The following is a 19,662-nucleotide window of genomic DNA, read 5'->3' as shown; positions in this document are numbered from 1 at the left end:
TATTTTTTACAATAGATAGATAGTACAAGAATCAAGGTTCCTGGCGTTACAGGAATGACTTTAGGGGAGAAAAGATATACCGATCCCTAAATCAGAAAGGACTCGTTGGCTAAAAAGATGGGGGGTGGTGAATAGGAATCCGAAGTTTGAATAGCGTGGTGATAGTCGGATTCAGTTTGGTTTGTGTGAACTTCCGCAATTATCTGGACAACAGCCAGAACCTTGACTTTCACTTTTTGAAATAAAGGAGCTTCGGTCTTAACTGATAATTCGTCAACAGAGCAGGCACAAACAATACCAAGGTCTTGATCTTCATTGGTTTCAGTATGATGTTGGTGTTCCGGTACTTCGGCAAACTCAACAGTCATTGGGCAATCTTCAGCATGTTCACTTTGAGCCTGCATATGGATTCCCATTTCCTGCAACTCTTCACATAGTTCATTTGACATAGCATGAAGTCCGGTTGGAACCGAAACCCCAATCAGGATACTCAGACTGAGCACCGATGCAATAAAGCGATATGTTAAAGAAATTTTCACGTTTCAAGTATATGTAATTAATTCTATCCATGAAAGATGGAACATAATTCGATAAACAAAATCCATAATTAGACAAATTTCGAATATTCTGATGTGAAGTAGTCATGATGAAATCTAACTAGACTGTCAGATTTCATCATGACTACTTCATCTCATATAAATTTATAAACCAGTAGAGAGCTTTCATTTTATCCTTAAGTCTATTCACAGTCAAATGGTTGTATTTTTCAGTCACTTTCTGACTTGAATGTCCTGCCATATAGCTTGCTTCAGCCGTATGAAACCCTTTCTCAATCCAAATTAGTTACAGCTTGGTATCTCATTCCACGAACTTTTAAATACACCTCCAGTTCTTTTTTGAATTTGTGATAAAGTTGATAATGTTTTTGAGAGTTTTTAAAAAATCAGATTTCTTTAACTTTTTCTTTAAAAATGTTTCAAAAGTCTAAAATCGATCTTTATTCATATTTAAAGCTCGATTTTTATGAAACATTTCCTGAAACATGCATGTTTCATAGTAGATTCTTTAAAAATGATTAGCCATTAAATAACAATTACTTATAGATCATTATCCTTGAAACAAGAATGAAACATTTCTGTTTCACCAAAAAGTATCAATGTTTCATCCTGTTTCATGAATGTTTCATAAAATGTTTCAAGAAAAACAGGGAATATGTATACGTAGAGTTACTTTTTATGTATTTGAAACATTGAAACATAAAAAAAGATACTTTTTCCGGCTTTTACTATATGAGGTTACTTTTAATCAATAGTCGCCCTCGATTAGGAGGTATATAGTTGCTGTTTCATTGAAATAATTAGGACGATTCATCTGCGTTCATTTAGTTGCACTTTAGATTTTAGGATACATTTATTCCAGCAGATTTAATCAAGAGCCTTAAAAGCTAAATTTGGAAGCCTTTTCTTAGAACAAAAGATCTGGTTTATTTGAAAATTTGGTTCATAAACATTCGACTCTGAGTTTTAAGATATTTATCTTTGGCGCGCTTACAGTTTGTAAGCGACCTGAAAAGGAAAGCCGGTGTCTTTAACAAGAACACATAAACCGATAACCTTTTTTAACAAGAGGTACAATCGTTTTTGGCAAGTTATCTGGGGTACAACCTTGGGTACAAAAAGCTAAAATTGGCGTCATCAGTAAAATGACATTGGCTTTAAACATACAAGGGCCCGTAGCTCAGTTGGTTAGAGCAGTCGACTCATAATCGAGAGGTCGCAAGTTCAAGTCTTGCCAGGCCCACTTTTTTAATTAACGATCTCAGGGTTTAAATACCCCCTTATTTGCCCTCCTCCTTTAAAAAAAAGCTCATTTACTTACTTTTGTAATCGAATGGAAGGGAACAAAAGTGTACAATTCATTCCCTAATTTTCCCATTCTTGGTGTACATCTTGGTGTACATGAAAAAAGTAAGTAGTTCAGGTTTTTGAGAGTCGCTTCTAACTCTCAACTAAAAAGGAAACTACTATGGCATTTCTAACAAAACGCGGCAAATATTATTCGATCAACTGGAGAACTTCTGTTGACGGAAAAGTGAAATCTACTCGAAAAGCATTGGGCACCCGACATAAAGACGTGGCCGAGAAAATGCTTAAAGAACTGGAAAAGCTGGAATCATTGGGCAGGATCAATCCCTTCGCAAATGGTTTCGATCCCAAAAAAGAATTGCAAAGAAATACGCAGAAAGAAACTGTTCTTTGCAATACAGTGGGTGAATCCATTGAATTATTCTACAAATCAAAAAACCATCTTTCCCCGGCAACCATTGGAGCCTACCAGCGAGCTTTAGATCATTTTGTGGAATTAAATGAGTTATCGGATGTGCATCCAACAAATGTACTGAGCTACCATTTTGAAAATGTAATCTTCAAGAAGGGCATTACTTCAGCAACAAGGCACTACTACTTCCGACATTTTCGATCTTGGTGGAAGTTTCTGCTGAAAAAGAACATTGTGGAGAAAGATTATTTCACTATGCTAAAAGAAGATCTGCCCCGAATTAGAGAAAATACCCGGCCTAAAATGATTTCTGAGGAAGAACTTGGAATTCTTTATAAGAAATTCGATGAAGAGTTATCCAGAAAGAAAGACTTGCCCGAATTTGACCCTAATTTGGTTCAACATTGGTTCAAGCCTATTGTGTCTTTGTACTTCTATGGTGGACTCCGAAAACATGAAGCGGCTTATGATCCAGAATTATCCTACTCCGGATTGAAGGGTGAAAATCTGATCTATGAAAATGGAGAGCTAAGCTACATATCACTACCACCCACCAAAGGCCGAAAAGAACGGCTGATTCCAATCATCAATGAATTAAAAAAGGAACTGGATGCGTATTTAAAGATTCGTGGTAAGATAAGCCCCAGTGACTATGTGTTTATTTACACGGGTGGAAATACAAAAGGCCAACCGGTTCGTGGGATGAGAGTGTATCGGGAATTTAAGCGCTATTGTAAGGAAGCTGGAATTCCAACCTCTCGTACTTTACACGGTATGCGACACCAAGCCGTAACTACCTGGATTGAAAAAGGTTTTCATACGGCTGAGGCAAGCTATATGGCAGGTCACTCGAGTCAAAAGGTGACTGAAAAGTACACTCATTTAACGGTAAAGCTTTTAAAAGACAAAATGGACTCAATTTGACCCAAAGTAGATTCTATTTGTTCAGATATTAGGTAATGAATTATTTAGAGGTGATCAATTGGTTTTCGGTGATAGAAGCTAGTCTTTTTAAATTTACTAATTGAACAATTTAAATTAGTCCTGACTAAATGCTGAATTTCTTCAAAGTCGTTGAAACCCAAGCTCAAAGATATCTCTGTAAATGAATTTTCATTATAGCTAAGTAATTCTTTAAAACGCTCTAGTCTTAATAGATCGAAATAATCTTGTATGTTATACCCATTTATTTTTTTAAAGAGCGGGTCTAAAACTAAATATTTAGTTTGGAATTTTGACTCCAATAGTTCTTTGAGACGTGCATTGTCCACGATTTCTTCACTAAAATAAATCCATTTGATTAGAGTGATTTTTATTTGCTCTGACACCTTTTCGTTGTATGAAGAGATAATTTTGAATCCGTAAGGTTCAATAGCTTTTTCTACTTTCTCAGGGTATGGCTGGGGTAATTTATCAACCTTGATCGCAGCTTTATCCCAGTCAATACTTTCTATTGATATATCTTCCTGCTTAAAAATATTTCTAATTATTAATAAGCAATTCGGGCAAACCATGTTTTTTATATAAATAATTGTGTCCGTTTTATCCATGATTTAACCATTGTTTCATCGCTTAAATGAATATAATACCAGGAGCTTAAATCAAACTTAAATTATCAAAGAGACAGTTTGTCTATCTAAAACTCACATCATTAAGTATTTACCGGTCAAGAAGGCTGCACTGATAGTCTCCTTATTTATAACCGGTAAATACGTTTATAATTAATTAATGAGTTGCATATAAAATTGAGTTGCCTTCTTGATCAAAAAGCCTGACCTCGTATGAATCATCTGTATCTATATCCATCCCGGGAGAGGCAGCAGGCATACCAGGTGCAGCGATACCTACAGCGTCAGGTCGTTCTTCAAGCATTCTATTGATGTCCTCCACAGGAACATGACCTTCCACAATATAGTCATCGACAAAAGCAGTATGGCAGGATGCCAGATTTAAAGGCATATTATTAGTTTCTTTAATCGATATCATTTCGCTTGAAATGTTCACTGATACAGGATAGCCCTGTTTTCTAAGATAACTGGCCCATCTATCACAACAAGTACATTGTGGGTTCTTGTACATGACTACTTCAGGTAGATCCGAATTAATAGACTCAGAAATCCGATTATACTTTTTAGCGAAAGCCCATATTGTAATACCTGAAATGATGATAATACTTAGATAAAGAATTGGTTTTTTATACTTCTTCATGAGTCTTTAAATCTTTGTTAAGAGGTAGGGTTACGTCGTTCATGTTGTAAGAAGTCACTACCCGAGTCTCCTGATCTAATATGAACAGATTTACTAACCGGAGTCACATATATAATTCCATCCCCGGGCTGTCCACTGCGACCCTTATTTCGAATGATTTCGACTACCCGCTCGGTATCTTTTTCACTACACACCACCACGAGTTTAACTATGTTAGTAAATCGTTCAGCAATACTGACTGAAAGCTGGGCTTTTTCCGGGTCCGACATTCGACCCAGTCCCATTACATCGATTAGTGTCATGCAGCAGAAACCTTGCGCTTCCAGCCCGTCAATGACTTGTTCTGCTTTTCGTTTGCGAATAAATGCTTTGACTTCATTCATACTTATTACCTTTTTTGTTAGGCCTGGCAAGTTTGAAAAACCTGCCAGATCTTATTTCTGTTTGTCAATTAGTTAACTGTTGATCTTAGTGGTTGTTTTAGCCAGACGTTTTACTTCTCGGCTTTTCCAGAGGTAGTAGATTACAGGTATAACAACAAGGCTAAGTATCGTTGCTGATACCATCCCCCCAACCATTGGGGCGGCAATCCGCTTCATGACGGTAGCCCCTGTTCCCGCACCCCACATTATTGGCAGCAGCCCGCCGGTGATGGCACAAACTGTCATAAATATTGGGCGAATTCGCTGGGCAGATCCTTCAAAGATAGCCTGTTTCAGATCGTCTAGGTTCTTCATCTTGTCATTATATTTCCGGTCGTTGTAGGCATTATCCAGATATGTGAGCATTATAACCCCGATTTCTGCGGCCACACCTGCAAGAGCTATGGCACCAACCCCAACAGCCACACTCAGATTATAATCCAGGATATACAATAGCCAGAATGAACCAACCAATGAGAAGGGCAGTGTCAAAAGAACGATCATACTCTCCTGTAGATTTTTAAAGTTAAAGTACAGCAGCAGGAAGATAATGAGCAAGGTGATCGGAACTACCACTTGCAGACGCTTTTTAGCCCGCTCCATGTATTCATATTGCCCACTCCAGCTTAGACTGTATCCGGAAGGCAGGTCCAACCGTTCATCAACGGTTTGCCGGGCCTGGTTAACATAGGTTCCAAGATCAGAAGTAGTTAAGTCCACATAGATCCAGCTGGAATAGCGGGCATTCTCGGTTTTAATCACAGGCGCGTCTTTGCGGATCTGCAAATCGGCAACGTATTCAATGGGTATTTGAGCCCCAGAAGGAGTTGAAATCAATACCCGCCCGAGATCCGTAAGGTTTTCACGGGTCTCTCGGGCATACCGTACGTTGACCGGATAGCGTTCCAGCCCTTCCACGGTCTCAGTTACGTTCATTCCACCGATGGCAGATTGGATTACATCCTGCACGTCACCGGTCGTTAGTCCATAACGGGCAGCTTCTTTACGGTCGATATTGAAGTCCAGGTAATTTCCTCCAGTTGTCTTGTCAGCGAAGACACTCAAAGTTCCAGGTACATCTCGCACCACGGAGGCTATGTCCGAACTGAGATCGGAAAGTGTCTGAAGATCTGGTCCGGTTACTTTAATACCAATCGGAGTTTTTATACCAGTAGACAGCATATCTATTCGTGTCTTAATCGGCATCGTCCAGGCGTTAGTAAGCCCCGGAATTTTGATGGCCGCATCCATCTCTTGCTTCAGTTTATCCATCGTCATACCCTCACGCCACTCATCTTCAGGTTTTAACTGGATAATGGTTTCGAACATCGATAGTGGTGCCGGATCCGTGGAAGTTTGTGCTCGTCCTGCTTTGCCAAATACCGATTTCACTTCAGGGAAACTGGCGATAACTTTATCAGTTTGTTGCAGGAGTTCCTTCGCCTTGGTTATACTGATACCAGGATCGGTGGTCGGCATATAAAGCAGGTCACCCTCTTCGATAGGAGGCATAAATTCCGAACCGAGTCGTTGCAATGGCACTATAGATATGGCAAGTATTGCAATAGAGGCTATGATGGTGGTCCACTTAAAGCGCAATGCCAAATTTATTACCGGTCTGTAAATCCATATTAAAAAACGGTTAACGGGGTTTTTATGTTCGGGTTGAATTTTTCCGCGTATAAGGTATCCCATTAATACAGGTACCAGCGTCACCGAGAGCAGTGCTGCTGCTGCCATGGCGTACGTTTTGGTAAAAGCCAGTGGTTTAAAAAGACGTCCTTCTTGTCCCTGTAATGCAAAGATTGGCAGAAACGAAACCGTGATAATCAGAAGGGAGAAGAACAAGGCCGGCCCTACCTCTTTGGAAGCATCTATAATAATCCGCCAATGTTCCTTTTTGCCCCGATCTCTTTCCAGATGTTTATGCGCATTCTCCACCATCACGATTGCCGCATCCACCATTGCTCCAATAGCAATGGCTATCCCACTTAATGACATAATATTGGCGTTGATACCCTGAAAATACATCACTATGAAGGCGGCCAAAATACCGATGGGCAAACTGATAATAGCCACTAATGAACTCCTAAAGTGTAATAGGAATATCAACACAATGATAGCAACGACGATGCTTTCCTCCAGAAGTTTATGTTCCAAAAATTCAATAGCACGCTTAATCAGGCTGGAGCGGTCATAAGCCGTTTTAATGGTGATTCCCTCTGGAAGCCCGCTTTCAAGTTCTTTCAACTTTGCCTTTACGTTGTCGATGGTTTGCAGCGCATTTTCTCCAAACCGCATGATGACCACGCCCCCTACTGCTTCTCCTTCGCCATTCCAGTCAACTACACCGCGACGGAGGTCCGGGCCTATTTGAACATTAGCTACATTACGAATGGTCACGGGCGTGCCGTTACCATCGGTACCGATGGGCACATTTTCAACATCTTCAACTGTTTGAATATATCCTTTGCCACGGACCATAAACTCGGTTTCGCTCATTTCCACCAAGCGGCCACCCACGTCATTATTACTGCGTTTGATAGCCATTTTTACTTTCGACAACGGGATATCATAAGCCAGCAGTTTATCCGGATCCACTTCTACCTGGTATTGTTTGACATGACCTCCCACACTGGCAACTTCGGCTACCCCGTCCACACTGAGTAGTTCGTATTTAAGGAACCAGTCTTGAATTGAGCGCAACTGTTGGAGGTCGTACTGGTCTCCACCATCCAGCACGTACTCGTAAACCCAACCAACCCCGGTTGCATCCGGTCCAAGCGTGGGCGTTACCCCTTCAGGCAAATTACTGCCTGCAGTATTAAGGTATTCCAGTACCCGGCTTCGCGCCCAATACATATCGGTATCGTCTTCAAAAATGATGTATATGAAAGAGAGCCCGAAGAAGGAATAGCCTCGAACAACTTTAGATTTGGGTACCGACATCATAGTAGTGGTTAGCGGATAGGTGACCTGGTCCTCAACAACCTGCGGGGCCTGTCCCGGATATTTGGTGAAGACAATAACCTGTACATCACTTAGATCGGGAATGGCATCTACGGGTGTTTGATACATTACATATGTACCGCCTGCCAGTATCAGAATACTAGCAATAATCACCATAAAGCGGTTATTTACAGATAGTTCAATTATTTTCTGTAGCATTTCTTAATTCTCCAAAATGTTTAAAAGGGTTTGTACTTTAACTTTGCCCATTGATTCACATATTCATATTTGAATGGTCGGTAGTGTCGGCCGGCATTTCATCATGATTCATTTCCCCGCCGGTCATATCCATGTTTGAATGATCGGTAGTGTCGACTGGCGTCTCATCGTGGTTCATTTCACCACCGGACATGTCCATGTTCTCCATATCAGAGGTATCTTGCTTTTGCTGAAGCATTTTTTGAATCGCTTCTTGCAGCCGGCTTTCACTATCGAAAAGGAACTGAGCAGAAGTAACAATCTCTTCACCCGGTTTTACGCCTTCCAATATTTCAATTTCATTGTTTCGCTCGCCACCTTCCATACCTAAGGTTACTTCGCGGGGTTCAAACGAGCCTTCGCCCTTTGCCACAAAAACGATGTTACGTTCCCCGGTTCTGATGATAGCCTCATTTGGAATGACGGTGACATTATTTTTGGGTCGCGTTTGGATGCTTACATTGGCAAACATCCCTGGCTTTAGTTCAAGATTAGGGTTGGAAAATTCCAGCCGCACCTGAACGGTTCGGGTTTTCTGGTCCAGGGTGGGGTATACATAGGCAACGATTCCTTCATAGGTTTTACCCGGTTGATAGGAAAGTTCCATTTGTGCAGGTTGTCCCTCTTCAATCCAGGGTACCTCGTAGTCGTACACGCTTGTTTGCACCCAAATGGTTGAAAGATCTGCTATTTTATACGCAGGTGTACTCGCTTTTATATACTCGCCTTCTATGGCATTTTTATGAAGCACTATTCCAGAGGCAGGCGATTTTAGCGTAATAGCTTTCTTGACTTCCCCACTTTGTTCCAGTTGTTTTATTTCTGAATCAGGAATGTCCCAATATTCTAGCCGTTGGCGTGTAGCATCAAGTAGGCTACTTCCTCCAGAACGGATGGTTTCAAAACTGCTGGAGGCTACCTTTTTCTGGGTTTTTAGAGCCAACAGGTATTCTCTCTGAGTGGTCACCAACTCAGGAGAGTAGATACTGAATAGCGGTTGCCCCCGTTGCACCATTTTACCTGTATAATCCACGTAAAGCTGCTCAACCCAACCTGAAATTTTTGGACTTACAGTAAAAAGTTTTTGTTCATCGTAATCGACTTTCCCAACGGCACGGACGACTGTTGATAAATCTTTTTGCTGAACTTTGGCCGTTCGAACATTCATATTTTGTACCACCACGGGATTTATTGATATCATCCCTTCCGAGCTGCTTGCTCCATCGGCATATACCGGAACCAGGTCCATACCCATACTAGATTTACCGGGTTCATCATAAATTTCACTTGGATTCATCGGAGCTTGCCAGTACAGTACTTCGCGATCTTCCTTTTGCCTGGTATCTGATTCAGCCTTCGGCATATTCTGCATCTCTTCCGCGGTTTCTGTAGAAGATGCTGAACTGTCAGTAGTTTGTTGTGTTCCCAGCCAGTAACCACCTAGTGAAAAGGCGACAACTGCTCCGAGGGATAGTAATATTGATTTGGTATTCATAATGGTTGTACTCATTGTTTAAATTTTGAAAAAGGTTTAAAACTCTGTGCCGGTTAGTGCTTCTATATCTGCTATAGCTTTATGGTAGTCGGCTAAAAAGCGATGGTAATCCAGGCGAAACTGAAAAAGCGTTAATTCACTATCAAGTAGAGACAAGAAGTCCACCTTGTCATTCTGATACCCGGCTATTGATGACTCCAGGGATTCTTCGGCCTGAGGAATAATCCCTGTTCTGTACAGTTCCAAGAGTCTCTGGTTTTTTTCAAGGTCAGTAAGTGATTGTTGAAGTTTTTGTTCAATGGAATTTGCTACATTTTGATAGCGATACTCTATAGACGACTGTCGAATTTGGGTCTCTTGTACCTTTTTATTCTGCTTTTTATTTAAAAAGAGAGGAATTTTAACATTGAACATAGCCGAGACAAAATCATAGCCCTGCATCCCGTTTTGCAGTTCATTCCGTTGGGTATAAGCAACACCAACTGAAAAATCAGGATATCGGTCTTTCAGTGCTAAATCTACCTTTTGCCCGCTTTGCTTAACGGCCGTTTTCCATGCTGCAAGTACCGGGCTGCTACTGTCGGCTCGCTGAATGAGCGTTTGTAGTTTGCCCGTCCAGGGTTCCGGTTCCATAACAACAGCCTTGCCAAGCGGCGAATCAGCGGGGTCGTTTAATAGGGTATTAATGCGGGCCTGCACAGCTTCACGCTGTTGGAGAAGCTTGAGTTCCTGATCAATCATTTTTGAAAGAGCTACTTGTGCCCGTAATACATCCGGTTGCGTACCTTTACCCACGCCATACCTTGTCTCAGCTATTTCAACGAATTCCTTGAGCAACTCCTGGTTATTTGCAACTGTTGCAAGAGCCTGATCTATGTAATAGAGGTCGAAATAAGCCTGAGAGGTGTTTTTTATAAGCTGATTCTTAAGTTCTCTATACCGATGTAAAGCTATCTCCGACTCACTTTTTGCAATATCGCCCTTCAGACTAAGTTTACCGGGGAAAGGGAACGGTTGCATCAGGGATACCTGCTTGCCTGTCATAGGCTCCTGATCAAGAGCAAAGCTGTTGACCGGCAGGTTCATGATATTTAAACCTAACGTAGGATCGGGTAATGCTTTTACCTGTGATATCTTAGTTTTGCTGGCATCCCAGTCTTTATTTGAAGCCATTAATTCTGGATTTTGTTCTAATACTTTTTGTATAAGCTCATCCAGTAATAATGTGGAGTCTGGTGTTTGAGAAAAACTTAAATTAGATGAAACAAGGAACAGTGATATTCCGAAGAAAAATCCCTTTATCATTATTTTTTTCATTCCTAAATCCTTGGTTTAAAAGGCACAAAGCCCGTAGTTTGATATGTTGTATTTAACCCAAACTACGAGGGGAATGCTTAAATGAAGCTTAAATCATAAGAAGTTTTTATTTCTATAGGTTAGGTGGCTATACCAAGATGGTGAAACAGAAAAAAGAGAAGAATATTAAGGCTAATTAATTCGATTTTTGGAGCTCAGGATGGTTGAAAATACGAACTAAGTGGAGGCCGAAAAGAAGTACCGGGATGTGATTCACAAAATTGAAGACTTGCAGCGGATAAAAGGGACGATGCTTAATCTCATTGACTCCTGCACTGGCGATGTGCACGAAGATGAGTGCCCTATCCTTGAGGCCCTGGAAGGCAAAAGCGTAACTCGGAAAAACCAAGATGATTCATCATTTAATCACTTGCTTAAATGATACACTGATTCTATATTTAAGAAATCACTTAAATATAATTCCTATGAGTAAACAATCCTGTATTCGTGATGTAGCCGATCTGAACCAGATCAACCGCTGCATTGATTCTATCCATGCGGTAGAATCATCCATCTTAAAACTCTCGGACATACTGAAACTGGCCGGAAATGATGTGCGCCTGAAAATTCTGTTTTTACTGAGCACCGAAGAAGATTTATGTCCATGTGATTTGAGCGATATTTTGGATATGACCGTACCGGCGATATCGCAACACCTACGAAAATTGAAAGACGCCGGACTTTTAGATTCAAGAAGAGAGGGAAAACTCATTTTCTATTCCCTGCAAGAACCTTATGACGATCTTTTGAAACCACTTTTCAACCAAATTGAAAACAATACCATTATGGAGGTATTAGCCGCATGAACAAGCAACCGGAAAATAATTCTGATACCAAATGGCTGGGCGCTGGACTCGGAGTTGCATTTATCGCCTCCCTTTGCTGCATCACACCGGTGCTGGCTATTCTGGCAGGTACAAGTGGAATCGCTTCTACATTTTCATTCATGGACCCATTCCGGCCTTATTTAATCGGGCTGACTGTTCTTTTACTTGGGTTTGCATGGTACCAAAAACTGAAGCCCTCAAAAGAGATCGACTGTGAATGTGATCCTGAAGAAGCCCGTTTCACCCAGTCTAAATCATTTCTTGGCACCGTAACCGTTGTGGCGGCGCTGTTGCTGGCTTTTCCAAACTACTCCCATTGGTTTTTCTCTGACGCTCAACCCACACAAATACAATATGTTTCCGAGGCAAATGTAGAACGGGTCACCTTCACTGTAAAAGGCATGACCTGCGCTGGGTGTGAAGCCAGTGTGAAAAATGAGTTGGGTAAACTCGATGGAATTATTGAATCTGAGGTATCCTACGACAGCGGAACGGCTACTATTTCGTATTTAAAAAAGAAACTCACGGAAAAAGACCTCCAGGATGCTATCAATAAGACCGGATTTACAGCCAACCTTCAACAAGAGCAAGAAAACGAATAATAGGATGAAAGAACTGGAACTGGACATAGCGGGCATGACATGCGATCATTGCGCCGTGTCTATTGAAAATAATCTATCCAAACTAAACGGAATACAGAAGGCGGATGTAAGCTACCCCAACGGAACGGCTACGGTATCATTTGATGAATCCACCCTTGATAAAGCTTCAGTGATTGAAGCCGTAAATCAGACGGGAAAGTATCAGGTAGTGGGCGAATCAGGAAAAGAGCAAACTGGTGAAAACCTTTACTCTTTGATTATTATCGGGGGCGGTTCGGCTGCTTTTGCTGCCGCTATCCGAGCCAGTGAATTGGGGGGAACTGCGCTTATTATTAATAAAGGTCTGCCAACAGGTGGAACGTGCGTAAATGTGGGGTGCGTGCCATCCAAAACGCTGATCCGAACCGCAGAAGCCTTCCATAACGCATCTCGTCCAAGATTTGAAGGGATTGAAACCACTGCAACTATCAGTGATTTTAAAAAAGTGATCGAGCAAAAACGGGAGATGGTTCTGGACCTGCGGCAGGAGAAGTATGTGAATGTGATAAAGGATGATCCAAGCATCACCCTTATTGAAGGGTACGGAAAGTTAATTCAAACAAATCAGGTTCAGGTAAATAATTCAACCTACACCGCCGAGAACATTTTAATTGCCACAGGAGCTTCCCCGTTTATTCCTGAAATACCCGGACTCAAAGAAGCGGGATATCTGACCAATGAATCGGCCTATGAACTTGAGCAGCTCCCGGAAGATCTCATCATTTTGGGTGGCGGATATATTGCTCTTGAAAATGCACAACTCTTTAGTCGACTGGGAAGCAAAGTGACGGTACTACAGCGATCAGAACATGTGTTAAGTGATCAACCCGAAGAGCTTGCAACAGCCTTAACGGGATATTTGGAAGAGGAAGGATTAACCATTTTGACGAATACAGACATTCTGGAAATAACGAAAACAGATAAAAAAAGAAGTATTCGATTTACGGTAAACGGAGAAGAAAAAGAACTTGAAGCTGATCAGATATTAGTTGCTACCGGCAGGCAGGGAAATACAGGGAACCTGAATCTTAAATCCGCAGGAATTGAGACCAAAGGACGCAATTACATTCCCGTGGATGAAACCATGCGAACCAATACACCCAACATCTTTGCCGCCGGCGATGTAGTGGGCGAACGGCAGTTTGTATATACTGCGGCCTATGAAGGAAAAGTTGCTGCTGAAAATGCAATGAGAGATAGTCATGGAAAAGCCGATTTTTCAGTCTTACCGTGGGTTATTTTCACTGATCCACAGGTGGCCGGTGTGGGCATGGATGAACAACAAGCCGAAGAAGCTGGAGTCAACTATCAAGCAATTAAACTTACGCTGGACAATGTGCCTCGATCCATCGCCGCTCGGGACACCCGCGGTTATATTAAGTTGATCAGAAACAAAGATAATGACCGCTTGATTGGAGCCCGTATTTTGGCACCGGAAGGTTCGGAACTATTGATGGAACTGGCTCTGGCTATTCGACACGGGGTTTCCATTCAGTCACTAAAGTCGGAATTTCATCCTTACCTGACCCTTTCTGAAGGAATTAAGCTTGCGGCACTCACTTTTGATAAAGACGTGAAAAAACTAAGCTGTTGTGCTGTGTAGAAGTATGCCTTTGACACAAAATATTTATAATATAGATACTTTTAAACGGAAGAATAAAATGGTAATTATCTTTGGATTACAAAAGTTGCAAATCGGAAATTTATAATGCGATTATTGCTATTACTATTCAGAGTTTTAAATTCTATGCCCTCCAGTTCAAATGAATTGAATAAAAATTGCTCCTAAATCAGGACCAATGCAAAGCAATAATTTTCCATTCACCCTTTTCTTTCTTCAGAACTGCTAACTCGAGACTGGTTCGGTCAATTTCTCGTTCATTATAGGTCCCGATCATTTTTGTTTGGGACGATACCCAGGCTACATTACCTTCGATGGTTATTTGTTCAGAAATTAATTCACGATTTATCGCACTTAGAAACCTGCCATCTGAATGAAAGTGGTGAGAAAGGTACTGTTCTTTTGTTTCACTGTTGTTTCCTTCCAGAATGACTACATCATCATGAAGTAATTTGGAAGCAACTTCCGAGTTATTTTCAACAATGGCGTTTTCGAAGTCGCCCAGTATTTTACTAACAGATTGTTCTTCTGACTGTTGAGCCAGGGCTGTCATGGAAATGCTAATTAGCACTAATGTAAGAGTAAATATTTTATTCATAAGGTTTACCATATTTGGTTTTAATTGTAAAATTTAAGATCAAAATTTTGCGTTCATATTAGTCCACCGATCGTAGGTTTTCTGGTCCCATAAATTTTGTATATAGGCAATAACAGCTATTTTTTCCTCTTCAGAAAGTACTTCCCTGAAAGCTGGCATATTGCCACCATATGGTGCTCCGCCATTATTAATAGTTTGTACTAATATTTCCATCGGATGATGCCAGGTATGTGCCGTACCATTTAAAGGAGGTGGCGGGAAGGATCCATCAGGGTTTGGCTTCTTCCAATTCTCTACCAATCCCTGGCCTTTTGTCCCGTGACAACGGGCACAGTTTTCTGAAAATACGACCCTACCCATTTTATATTGTGACTCTGTGTACCACCTGTTATTCTTAAAGGAGTCATCCACTATTTCGGGTTTGGATCTTTCATTCTCAGAGTTTCCACACCCGATAAGAATAAATAAAGGCATCAAAAGCAGTAGGAAATCAATCCTTAACATTTCATAAATAATTTACGAGACATAGTCATTTAATTGAGTTGTGTTAAAGAAATGCTGTCGATGATTACAGTACCGCTTCCATTTAGCCGGAGTCCAACTTTCCCGGTTTCCGGGGCATCTCCATGCCCGTGAACGGCCATCTCCCTGTTAATATACGCTCTGAAATGAGTGCCGTTAACCACTGTACGAACAAACAGTATGCCGGAAGCCGAATAGCTTTCCTCACCAAAAATGTTAGTTTCTCCCCCGATTACCCGTCCCTGTGTGATGGTTCCTTCGGAACTAAGGGTGACGAAATCGTAATTTTGAGCATCTTGCACATGGTTGACCAGCTCCACCTCGCCATCAAAATTCGACAGATCCAGGTAATAATCGACCTGCACATTTAGTAAAGCATTTCGTACAGTAAAAAAGTTGGGAGATGATTCGGGGGTCAATTGTATTAAGTAGTTATCTCCACTTTTAACAACTGAGGGCTGAAGATTCTGAGGAGCTCCTTCAAGCCACTGGAACTTTGATAGCAGCGTACTAACACCATTGGGGCCGATCTCCCATGACCAATCCCCATTATCATTAACTTTGAAGGTTGAATTTGACTGAAGCAAGCTGTCAGTTGTCGCAGAAGCATTCGCAGAACTTTGTTGCTCTAACAACTGCCCTGTACCGGCTCCATAACCAAATACCAACTTGGCACCGTGATCTCCGGTTTGAAAAAGAAGAAACACTCCGGGCAAAGCTATGACAAATGCAAGGATTCTGAGACTAAATTTGTCCATCATTTTATACCAGTGAAGCGCGATGCGTGCCGCTGCATAAAGTCCAAAATACCAGACAGTCCAAAATGCCCAGTCAGCATGATTGTTTAATACCGATTGAGCTTGAGAGGGCAAAAACACGGTATCGGCGGCTGATTGGCCTGTATAATAAGCAGCGATAGCCGCAACCGCTCCCAATCCATATAGAATAGTATTTTTCCATTCATCCCACCATTTTTCCGGAATAAAGAAAGTCAGCAAATTCAGTCCTGCCGCCACAACAAGCAGAGCAACGGGAAAATGCACCACCAACGGGTGGATATTGAGTGCCCACTCAGGTAATAGTTCCATAATCAATCCTTTAATTTTTTAATTTATGATATATAATTTATGATATAATTTTGTGATAAGGTCATTTTATGCAGTCAAATATCAAGCTAATCTAATGATAGAACCTTAAATTAAACTTAAATCAGGTAACGGCGCAATGTAATACTTCCCTAAAATTGAGCCCTTGGATACATTTATATTTTCTTAGCTGTGTTTATATGAAATGATGCACATCTTTCAGATGTTGTAACAACCCCTATTTATTTAATATTAATATGGATCTTGTCAGCATATGAAACGAAGAACACTATTTTGGTTTAGCCTTTTTACCTTGCTTTTATTTGTGTTTCCTCACCAGGGCAAGGCACAAACCTATCAAACCGGGAACGGACATGCCGAATTTACGGGTTATACCCCCCTGTTTTCATTTGAAGGCTCATCAGACAGCTTAAGTGGAAGCGTAATCCTGTCCGATTCTGCCGTTTCATTTCAACTGCCTGTAAAATCTATTGACACAGGGAATAATAAACGCAACCGGGATATGGTAAAAACACTGAAAGCTGAAACATATCCGTATGCAAAATTTGAGGGAAAAATTATTACTCCGTTTAGAAGTGATACTTCCGGGGTTCAGGAGGTCGAGGTAAAAGGGACATTTACAGTTCATGGCACCTCACAGAAACTGACCATCCCCGGAACTATGCAGTTTACAGATAACGGTTTGAACATTACCGCCGAATGGTCACAGAAATTGACCGCTTATGATATTGATCCGCCCAGTGTTCTGTTTTACAGCATGAAAGACCGGCTGGATATCCGGGTAAAGGCTGCGCTGGAGCTATCCGGTAAATAGAGGGTACCGGCAGGGAATGTGCACAATCTTATACTTGTTGTTAATCATAACAATAAGCCTGATTTAAAATCAATGAGGCCATATCATGTTATCTTTTGTAGATTCTCGAAAAGTATTCTTAACACTATCTGCACTGCTTGTTTTACCCATGCTGATATCCGGTAATCATTTAGAGAAGGCTTCAACTCATGACGAGGCGTCAGTGTACGATCAAAACCAACAGACTATTAATATAGAGGTGACGCTTGGCGATTACTGGTTCAAGCCGGATACCATCCAGGTTCCGGCAGGGCAAAAAGTTGTACTGCAATTAAAAAATAAGGGTACTGTTGAACATGAATTTATGGCAGGGAACATGGTTTCTGACGATATGGATCAGTTTAAAAAAGACTTATTCAGCGGTGTTTCTATAGAAAAAAAGGTGCCATCAGAGGGCAGTGAATCCGGAGAAGAAAGCAATGAAGAAGGGGAAGAAGAACACGAAGGTAACATGATGGAGCTCGAACCCGGCCAATCGGGCACGATGACTTTTACCCTGCCAGAATCCAAAACCGGAACGTGGAAAATTGGCTGCTTTGAAACTACTGCCGATAAGCCCCATTATCAGTTTGGCATGAAGGGCGTTTTGGTTGTTAACCCCGGGTAGCGGGTAAATGGAACGAAACTCTTGCTACAATAAAATATTATCCACCGATTAGAAATACGGTGATACCGATTTTGGAACCCACTACAATGACAGTGATTCTCGTGAACGATAGAATAGAAATTAAACTGCAACAATCTTTGTTAAGCAGTAATAAAATAAATATAGAGGTGTCAGTATGAAAAGCGTCAAGTTTTTAATATATACCATCATTGGAATAGTATTGGCGGGCTGCTCATCCACATCCTCCATTATTACGGATTATGACAGGAACGTACAGTTCAACGATTATAAGACGTATTACTGGGCTGATGAGTTTAAAATAATGAAACAAACCGGTGAGGAAGATCCGTTGTTTTATAATAGCCTGATACAGGCCCGTATTAAAAATGCCATACAACAACAGATGAAAGCCAGGGGATTTACGCTAAATGAAGAAGAACCTGACCTGCTGGTCAATGCATCGGTGGAGATGGAAGAAGATAAGTCAAACAGGAGCTATAGCTATCCGTATGCTTACCCTTACAGCCCGTTCCATCCCGGCTTTGGCCATTCTTTCGGTCATTTTTACGGTTATTATGGGGCACAGGGAAGCTCCAGCCATATGGCGGGTGCCATCCTGGTTCAGTTAATTGACCGAAGTAAGAAACAGCTCGTTTGGCAGGGCTACGCCCCGGACATCCTGCACGCCGACACCGAGGATAAAAGAAAAGAATTGAATGCGGCCATAGCGGATATCTTTTCAAGGTATGATCAAAGAACTATGGAGCCAAAGTAACATCGGGCTTAAATTTTAATATCGACCAGCGGTGTATGAATGTTGGAATACCCGGTTGATAGAAAACACCACCTGTTTGACCAATGGATTTTTCGCTGCTACCTATATCCGGCCAAACGAACATTCATTTTTCGTCCAGCTAATCTTTTTTTACATTACTCTCGCTAAATTTCCTTAACACTCAAAAGCTTTTATACTCCATAATCCTGGAAGGGTTATTCGGTTATTCAGGCAACGTCAGGCTTCCAAAATTAATCAAACTCAGGTTAGTAACAATTACCGGGGTATTCGTCGGCTATAGAGAAACAGGGAAGCAGATGCCATATAAACTCCTTCAAAATGAGGTTGGTGTAAACACTGCCGTTATATTAATTCCGGAACCTTAATAAAAGGGTCTAATTTTTATGCCGGTCAAGTTCCTCAAACGACAAATCCATCAGTTCATAATTTTCCCAGCCTTCATAATCAAAATGCCACCATTCATAAGGATAGGTAGAGAAGCCGTTTTCTGTCATTACATCCATCAATATTCGCCTGTTGGCAATAACACTGTCGGGAAGCTGCATGTAAGAGGGGGCTGCTTTTTCTGTAAAGTCATCATACGATGTGGGCATAGTTAGCTGCTTTCCATTTGCCAAATTAACCAGGGTGACATCTACAGCGCAGCCCCGGTTATGCCGCGAGCCGTTCCAGGGAGCGGCCACGTAATTGGTGTCGGGATAGGCTTCGTATAACATCACGGTTGCAGAGTAAGGCCGGTAGGCATCAAAAATTTTTAAACCCAGCCCTTTTTCCTTCAGTTGCGTTTGTACGTTCTTCAAAGCATCTGCCACAGGCTTTCGGGCAAAAGCCCGGGGTGAATCATATATCTTTTGTCCTGTAAAATTATTTGTTGCAGCATAGCGAATGTCAAATACAAGCTCCGGAATTTCTGTTTTGAGATCAACAAGTTCCTTTTCCGGGGTTATATCAACGAGTGATTTGTAACGTTCTATTTGTTGAATAACATCCAGCTCATAGTGGGTTTCAGAGCCTTTGTTGTTACAGGCGTATAGCGTTAAAAGGAAAATCCCGAGAGTTAATAAAAAGGAGAAATTATTTTTAGCCATGGGATTTAAATCAGGTAGTTTTTTAAAAACTGATAAGT

At 41.3% G+C, this 19,662-nt stretch carries 18 protein-coding genes and 1 tRNA gene; 8 read left to right on the top strand and 11 right to left on the bottom strand.

Annotation, left to right across the window (positions count from 1 at the left end):
• Nucleotides 1–86: 86 nt before the first annotated feature.
• Entirely contained in the window at nucleotides 87–539 is a 453-nt protein-coding gene (locus JJ941_RS12560; RefSeq protein ID WP_290878311.1) for a hypothetical protein, read from the bottom strand.
• A 1,187-nt stretch (nucleotides 540–1,726) separates the two neighbouring features.
• On the opposite strand from JJ941_RS12560, the gene JJ941_RS12555 reads away from it, so the two are divergent.
• Nucleotides 1,727–1,800, top strand: a tRNA-Ile gene (locus tag JJ941_RS12555).
• Nucleotides 1,801–2,025: 225 nt separating this feature from the next.
• Nucleotides 2,026–3,201: a tyrosine-type recombinase/integrase gene (locus JJ941_RS12550; protein ID WP_290965789.1), complete on the top strand. Its 1,176-nt coding sequence runs from the start codon at nucleotides 2,026–2,028 to the stop codon at nucleotides 3,199–3,201.
• Between the two features lie 44 nt (nucleotides 3,202–3,245).
• Here JJ941_RS12550 and JJ941_RS12545 read toward each other — a convergent pair whose 3' ends face one another.
• The 6 genes from JJ941_RS12545 to JJ941_RS12520 all read right to left on the bottom strand — a co-directional run bounded on the left by JJ941_RS12545 (nucleotide 3,246) and on the right by JJ941_RS12520 (nucleotide 10,914).
• On the bottom strand, nucleotides 3,246–3,827 hold the full coding sequence (locus JJ941_RS12545; RefSeq protein WP_290965787.1) for a hypothetical protein: 582 nt from the start codon (nucleotides 3,825–3,827) through the stop codon (nucleotides 3,246–3,248).
• A gap of 175 nt (nucleotides 3,828–4,002) precedes the next feature.
• Entirely contained in the window at nucleotides 4,003–4,485 is a 483-nt protein-coding gene (locus JJ941_RS12540) for a DUF411 domain-containing protein (protein ID WP_290965784.1), read from the bottom strand.
• A gap of 17 nt (nucleotides 4,486–4,502) precedes the next feature.
• On the bottom strand, nucleotides 4,503–4,898 hold the full coding sequence (locus JJ941_RS12535) for a P-II family nitrogen regulator (RefSeq protein WP_290965781.1): 396 nt from the start codon (nucleotides 4,896–4,898) through the stop codon (nucleotides 4,503–4,505).
• Between the two features lie 42 nt (nucleotides 4,899–4,940).
• Entirely contained in the window at nucleotides 4,941–8,075 is a 3,135-nt protein-coding gene (locus JJ941_RS12530) for a CusA/CzcA family heavy metal efflux RND transporter (protein ID WP_290965778.1), read from the bottom strand.
• 55 nt (nucleotides 8,076–8,130) lie between these two features.
• On the bottom strand, nucleotides 8,131–9,624 hold the full coding sequence (locus JJ941_RS12525; protein ID WP_290965775.1) for an efflux RND transporter periplasmic adaptor subunit: 1,494 nt from the start codon (nucleotides 9,622–9,624) through the stop codon (nucleotides 8,131–8,133).
• 21 nt (nucleotides 9,625–9,645) lie between these two features.
• Nucleotides 9,646–10,914 carry a TolC family protein gene (locus JJ941_RS12520; protein WP_290967002.1) on the bottom strand — a complete coding sequence of 423 codons (1,269 nt, stop codon included), beginning with the start codon at nucleotides 10,912–10,914 and terminating at the stop codon, nucleotides 9,646–9,648.
• A 476-nt stretch (nucleotides 10,915–11,390) separates the two neighbouring features.
• Here JJ941_RS12520 and JJ941_RS12515 point away from each other — a divergent pair, with 476 nt between their 5' ends.
• The 3 genes from JJ941_RS12515 to merA are packed head-to-tail and all read left to right on the top strand — an operon-like array spanning nucleotide 11,391 to nucleotide 14,036.
• Nucleotides 11,391–11,771, top strand: a complete 381-nt coding sequence (locus JJ941_RS12515; RefSeq protein WP_290965772.1) for a metalloregulator ArsR/SmtB family transcription factor — start codon at nucleotides 11,391–11,393, stop codon at nucleotides 11,769–11,771.
• The gene (gene merTP / locus JJ941_RS12510; RefSeq protein ID WP_290965769.1) at nucleotides 11,768–12,394 is read left to right on the top strand and encodes a mercuric transport protein MerTP; all 627 of its coding nucleotides are present in this window, start codon (nucleotides 11,768–11,770) and stop codon (nucleotides 12,392–12,394) included. The genes JJ941_RS12515 and merTP overlap by 4 nt, the downstream gene beginning before the upstream one ends.
• A gap of 4 nt (nucleotides 12,395–12,398) precedes the next feature.
• Nucleotides 12,399–14,036, top strand: coding sequence for a mercury(II) reductase (gene merA, locus JJ941_RS12505; protein WP_290965766.1), 1,638 nt, complete (start codon nucleotides 12,399–12,401; stop codon nucleotides 14,034–14,036).
• A gap of 187 nt (nucleotides 14,037–14,223) precedes the next feature.
• Here merA and JJ941_RS12500 read toward each other — a convergent pair whose 3' ends face one another.
• Genes JJ941_RS12500 through JJ941_RS12490 form a run of 3 tightly spaced genes read right to left on the bottom strand, consistent with a single transcriptional unit; the run spans nucleotide 14,224 to nucleotide 16,262 of the window.
• On the bottom strand, nucleotides 14,224–14,652 hold the full coding sequence (locus JJ941_RS12500) for a nuclear transport factor 2 family protein (RefSeq protein WP_290965763.1): 429 nt from the start codon (nucleotides 14,650–14,652) through the stop codon (nucleotides 14,224–14,226).
• A gap of 39 nt (nucleotides 14,653–14,691) precedes the next feature.
• On the bottom strand, nucleotides 14,692–15,126 hold the full coding sequence (locus JJ941_RS12495) for a cytochrome c (protein WP_290965760.1): 435 nt from the start codon (nucleotides 15,124–15,126) through the stop codon (nucleotides 14,692–14,694).
• A gap of 59 nt (nucleotides 15,127–15,185) precedes the next feature.
• A complete protein-coding gene (locus JJ941_RS12490) occupies nucleotides 15,186–16,262 on the bottom strand; it encodes a DUF2231 domain-containing protein (protein WP_290965758.1) in 1,077 nt (358 codons plus the stop codon).
• Nucleotides 16,263–16,533: 271 nt separating this feature from the next.
• Here JJ941_RS12490 and JJ941_RS12485 point away from each other — a divergent pair, with 271 nt between their 5' ends.
• From JJ941_RS12485 to JJ941_RS12475, 3 genes are all read left to right on the top strand, one after another.
• Entirely contained in the window at nucleotides 16,534–17,094 is a 561-nt protein-coding gene (locus JJ941_RS12485; RefSeq protein ID WP_290965755.1) for a YceI family protein, read from the top strand.
• An 85-nt stretch (nucleotides 17,095–17,179) separates the two neighbouring features.
• Nucleotides 17,180–17,740, top strand: a complete 561-nt coding sequence (locus JJ941_RS12480) for a cupredoxin domain-containing protein (RefSeq protein WP_290965752.1) — start codon at nucleotides 17,180–17,182, stop codon at nucleotides 17,738–17,740.
• A gap of 175 nt (nucleotides 17,741–17,915) precedes the next feature.
• Entirely contained in the window at nucleotides 17,916–18,515 is a 600-nt protein-coding gene (locus JJ941_RS12475) for a DUF4136 domain-containing protein (protein WP_290965750.1), read from the top strand.
• A 395-nt stretch (nucleotides 18,516–18,910) separates the two neighbouring features.
• On the opposite strand, the gene JJ941_RS12470 is transcribed toward JJ941_RS12475, so the two are convergent.
• The gene (locus JJ941_RS12470) at nucleotides 18,911–19,624 is read right to left on the bottom strand and encodes a M15 family metallopeptidase (RefSeq protein WP_290965748.1); all 714 of its coding nucleotides are present in this window, start codon (nucleotides 19,622–19,624) and stop codon (nucleotides 18,911–18,913) included.
• Nucleotides 19,625–19,662 lie beyond the last annotated feature (38 nt).

This window comes from Gracilimonas sp. (assembly GCF_017641085.1).
Classification (GTDB): domain Bacteria; phylum Bacteroidota; class Rhodothermia; order Balneolales; family Balneolaceae; genus Gracilimonas.
This window is presented reverse-complemented; position numbering and strand designations above follow the sequence as displayed.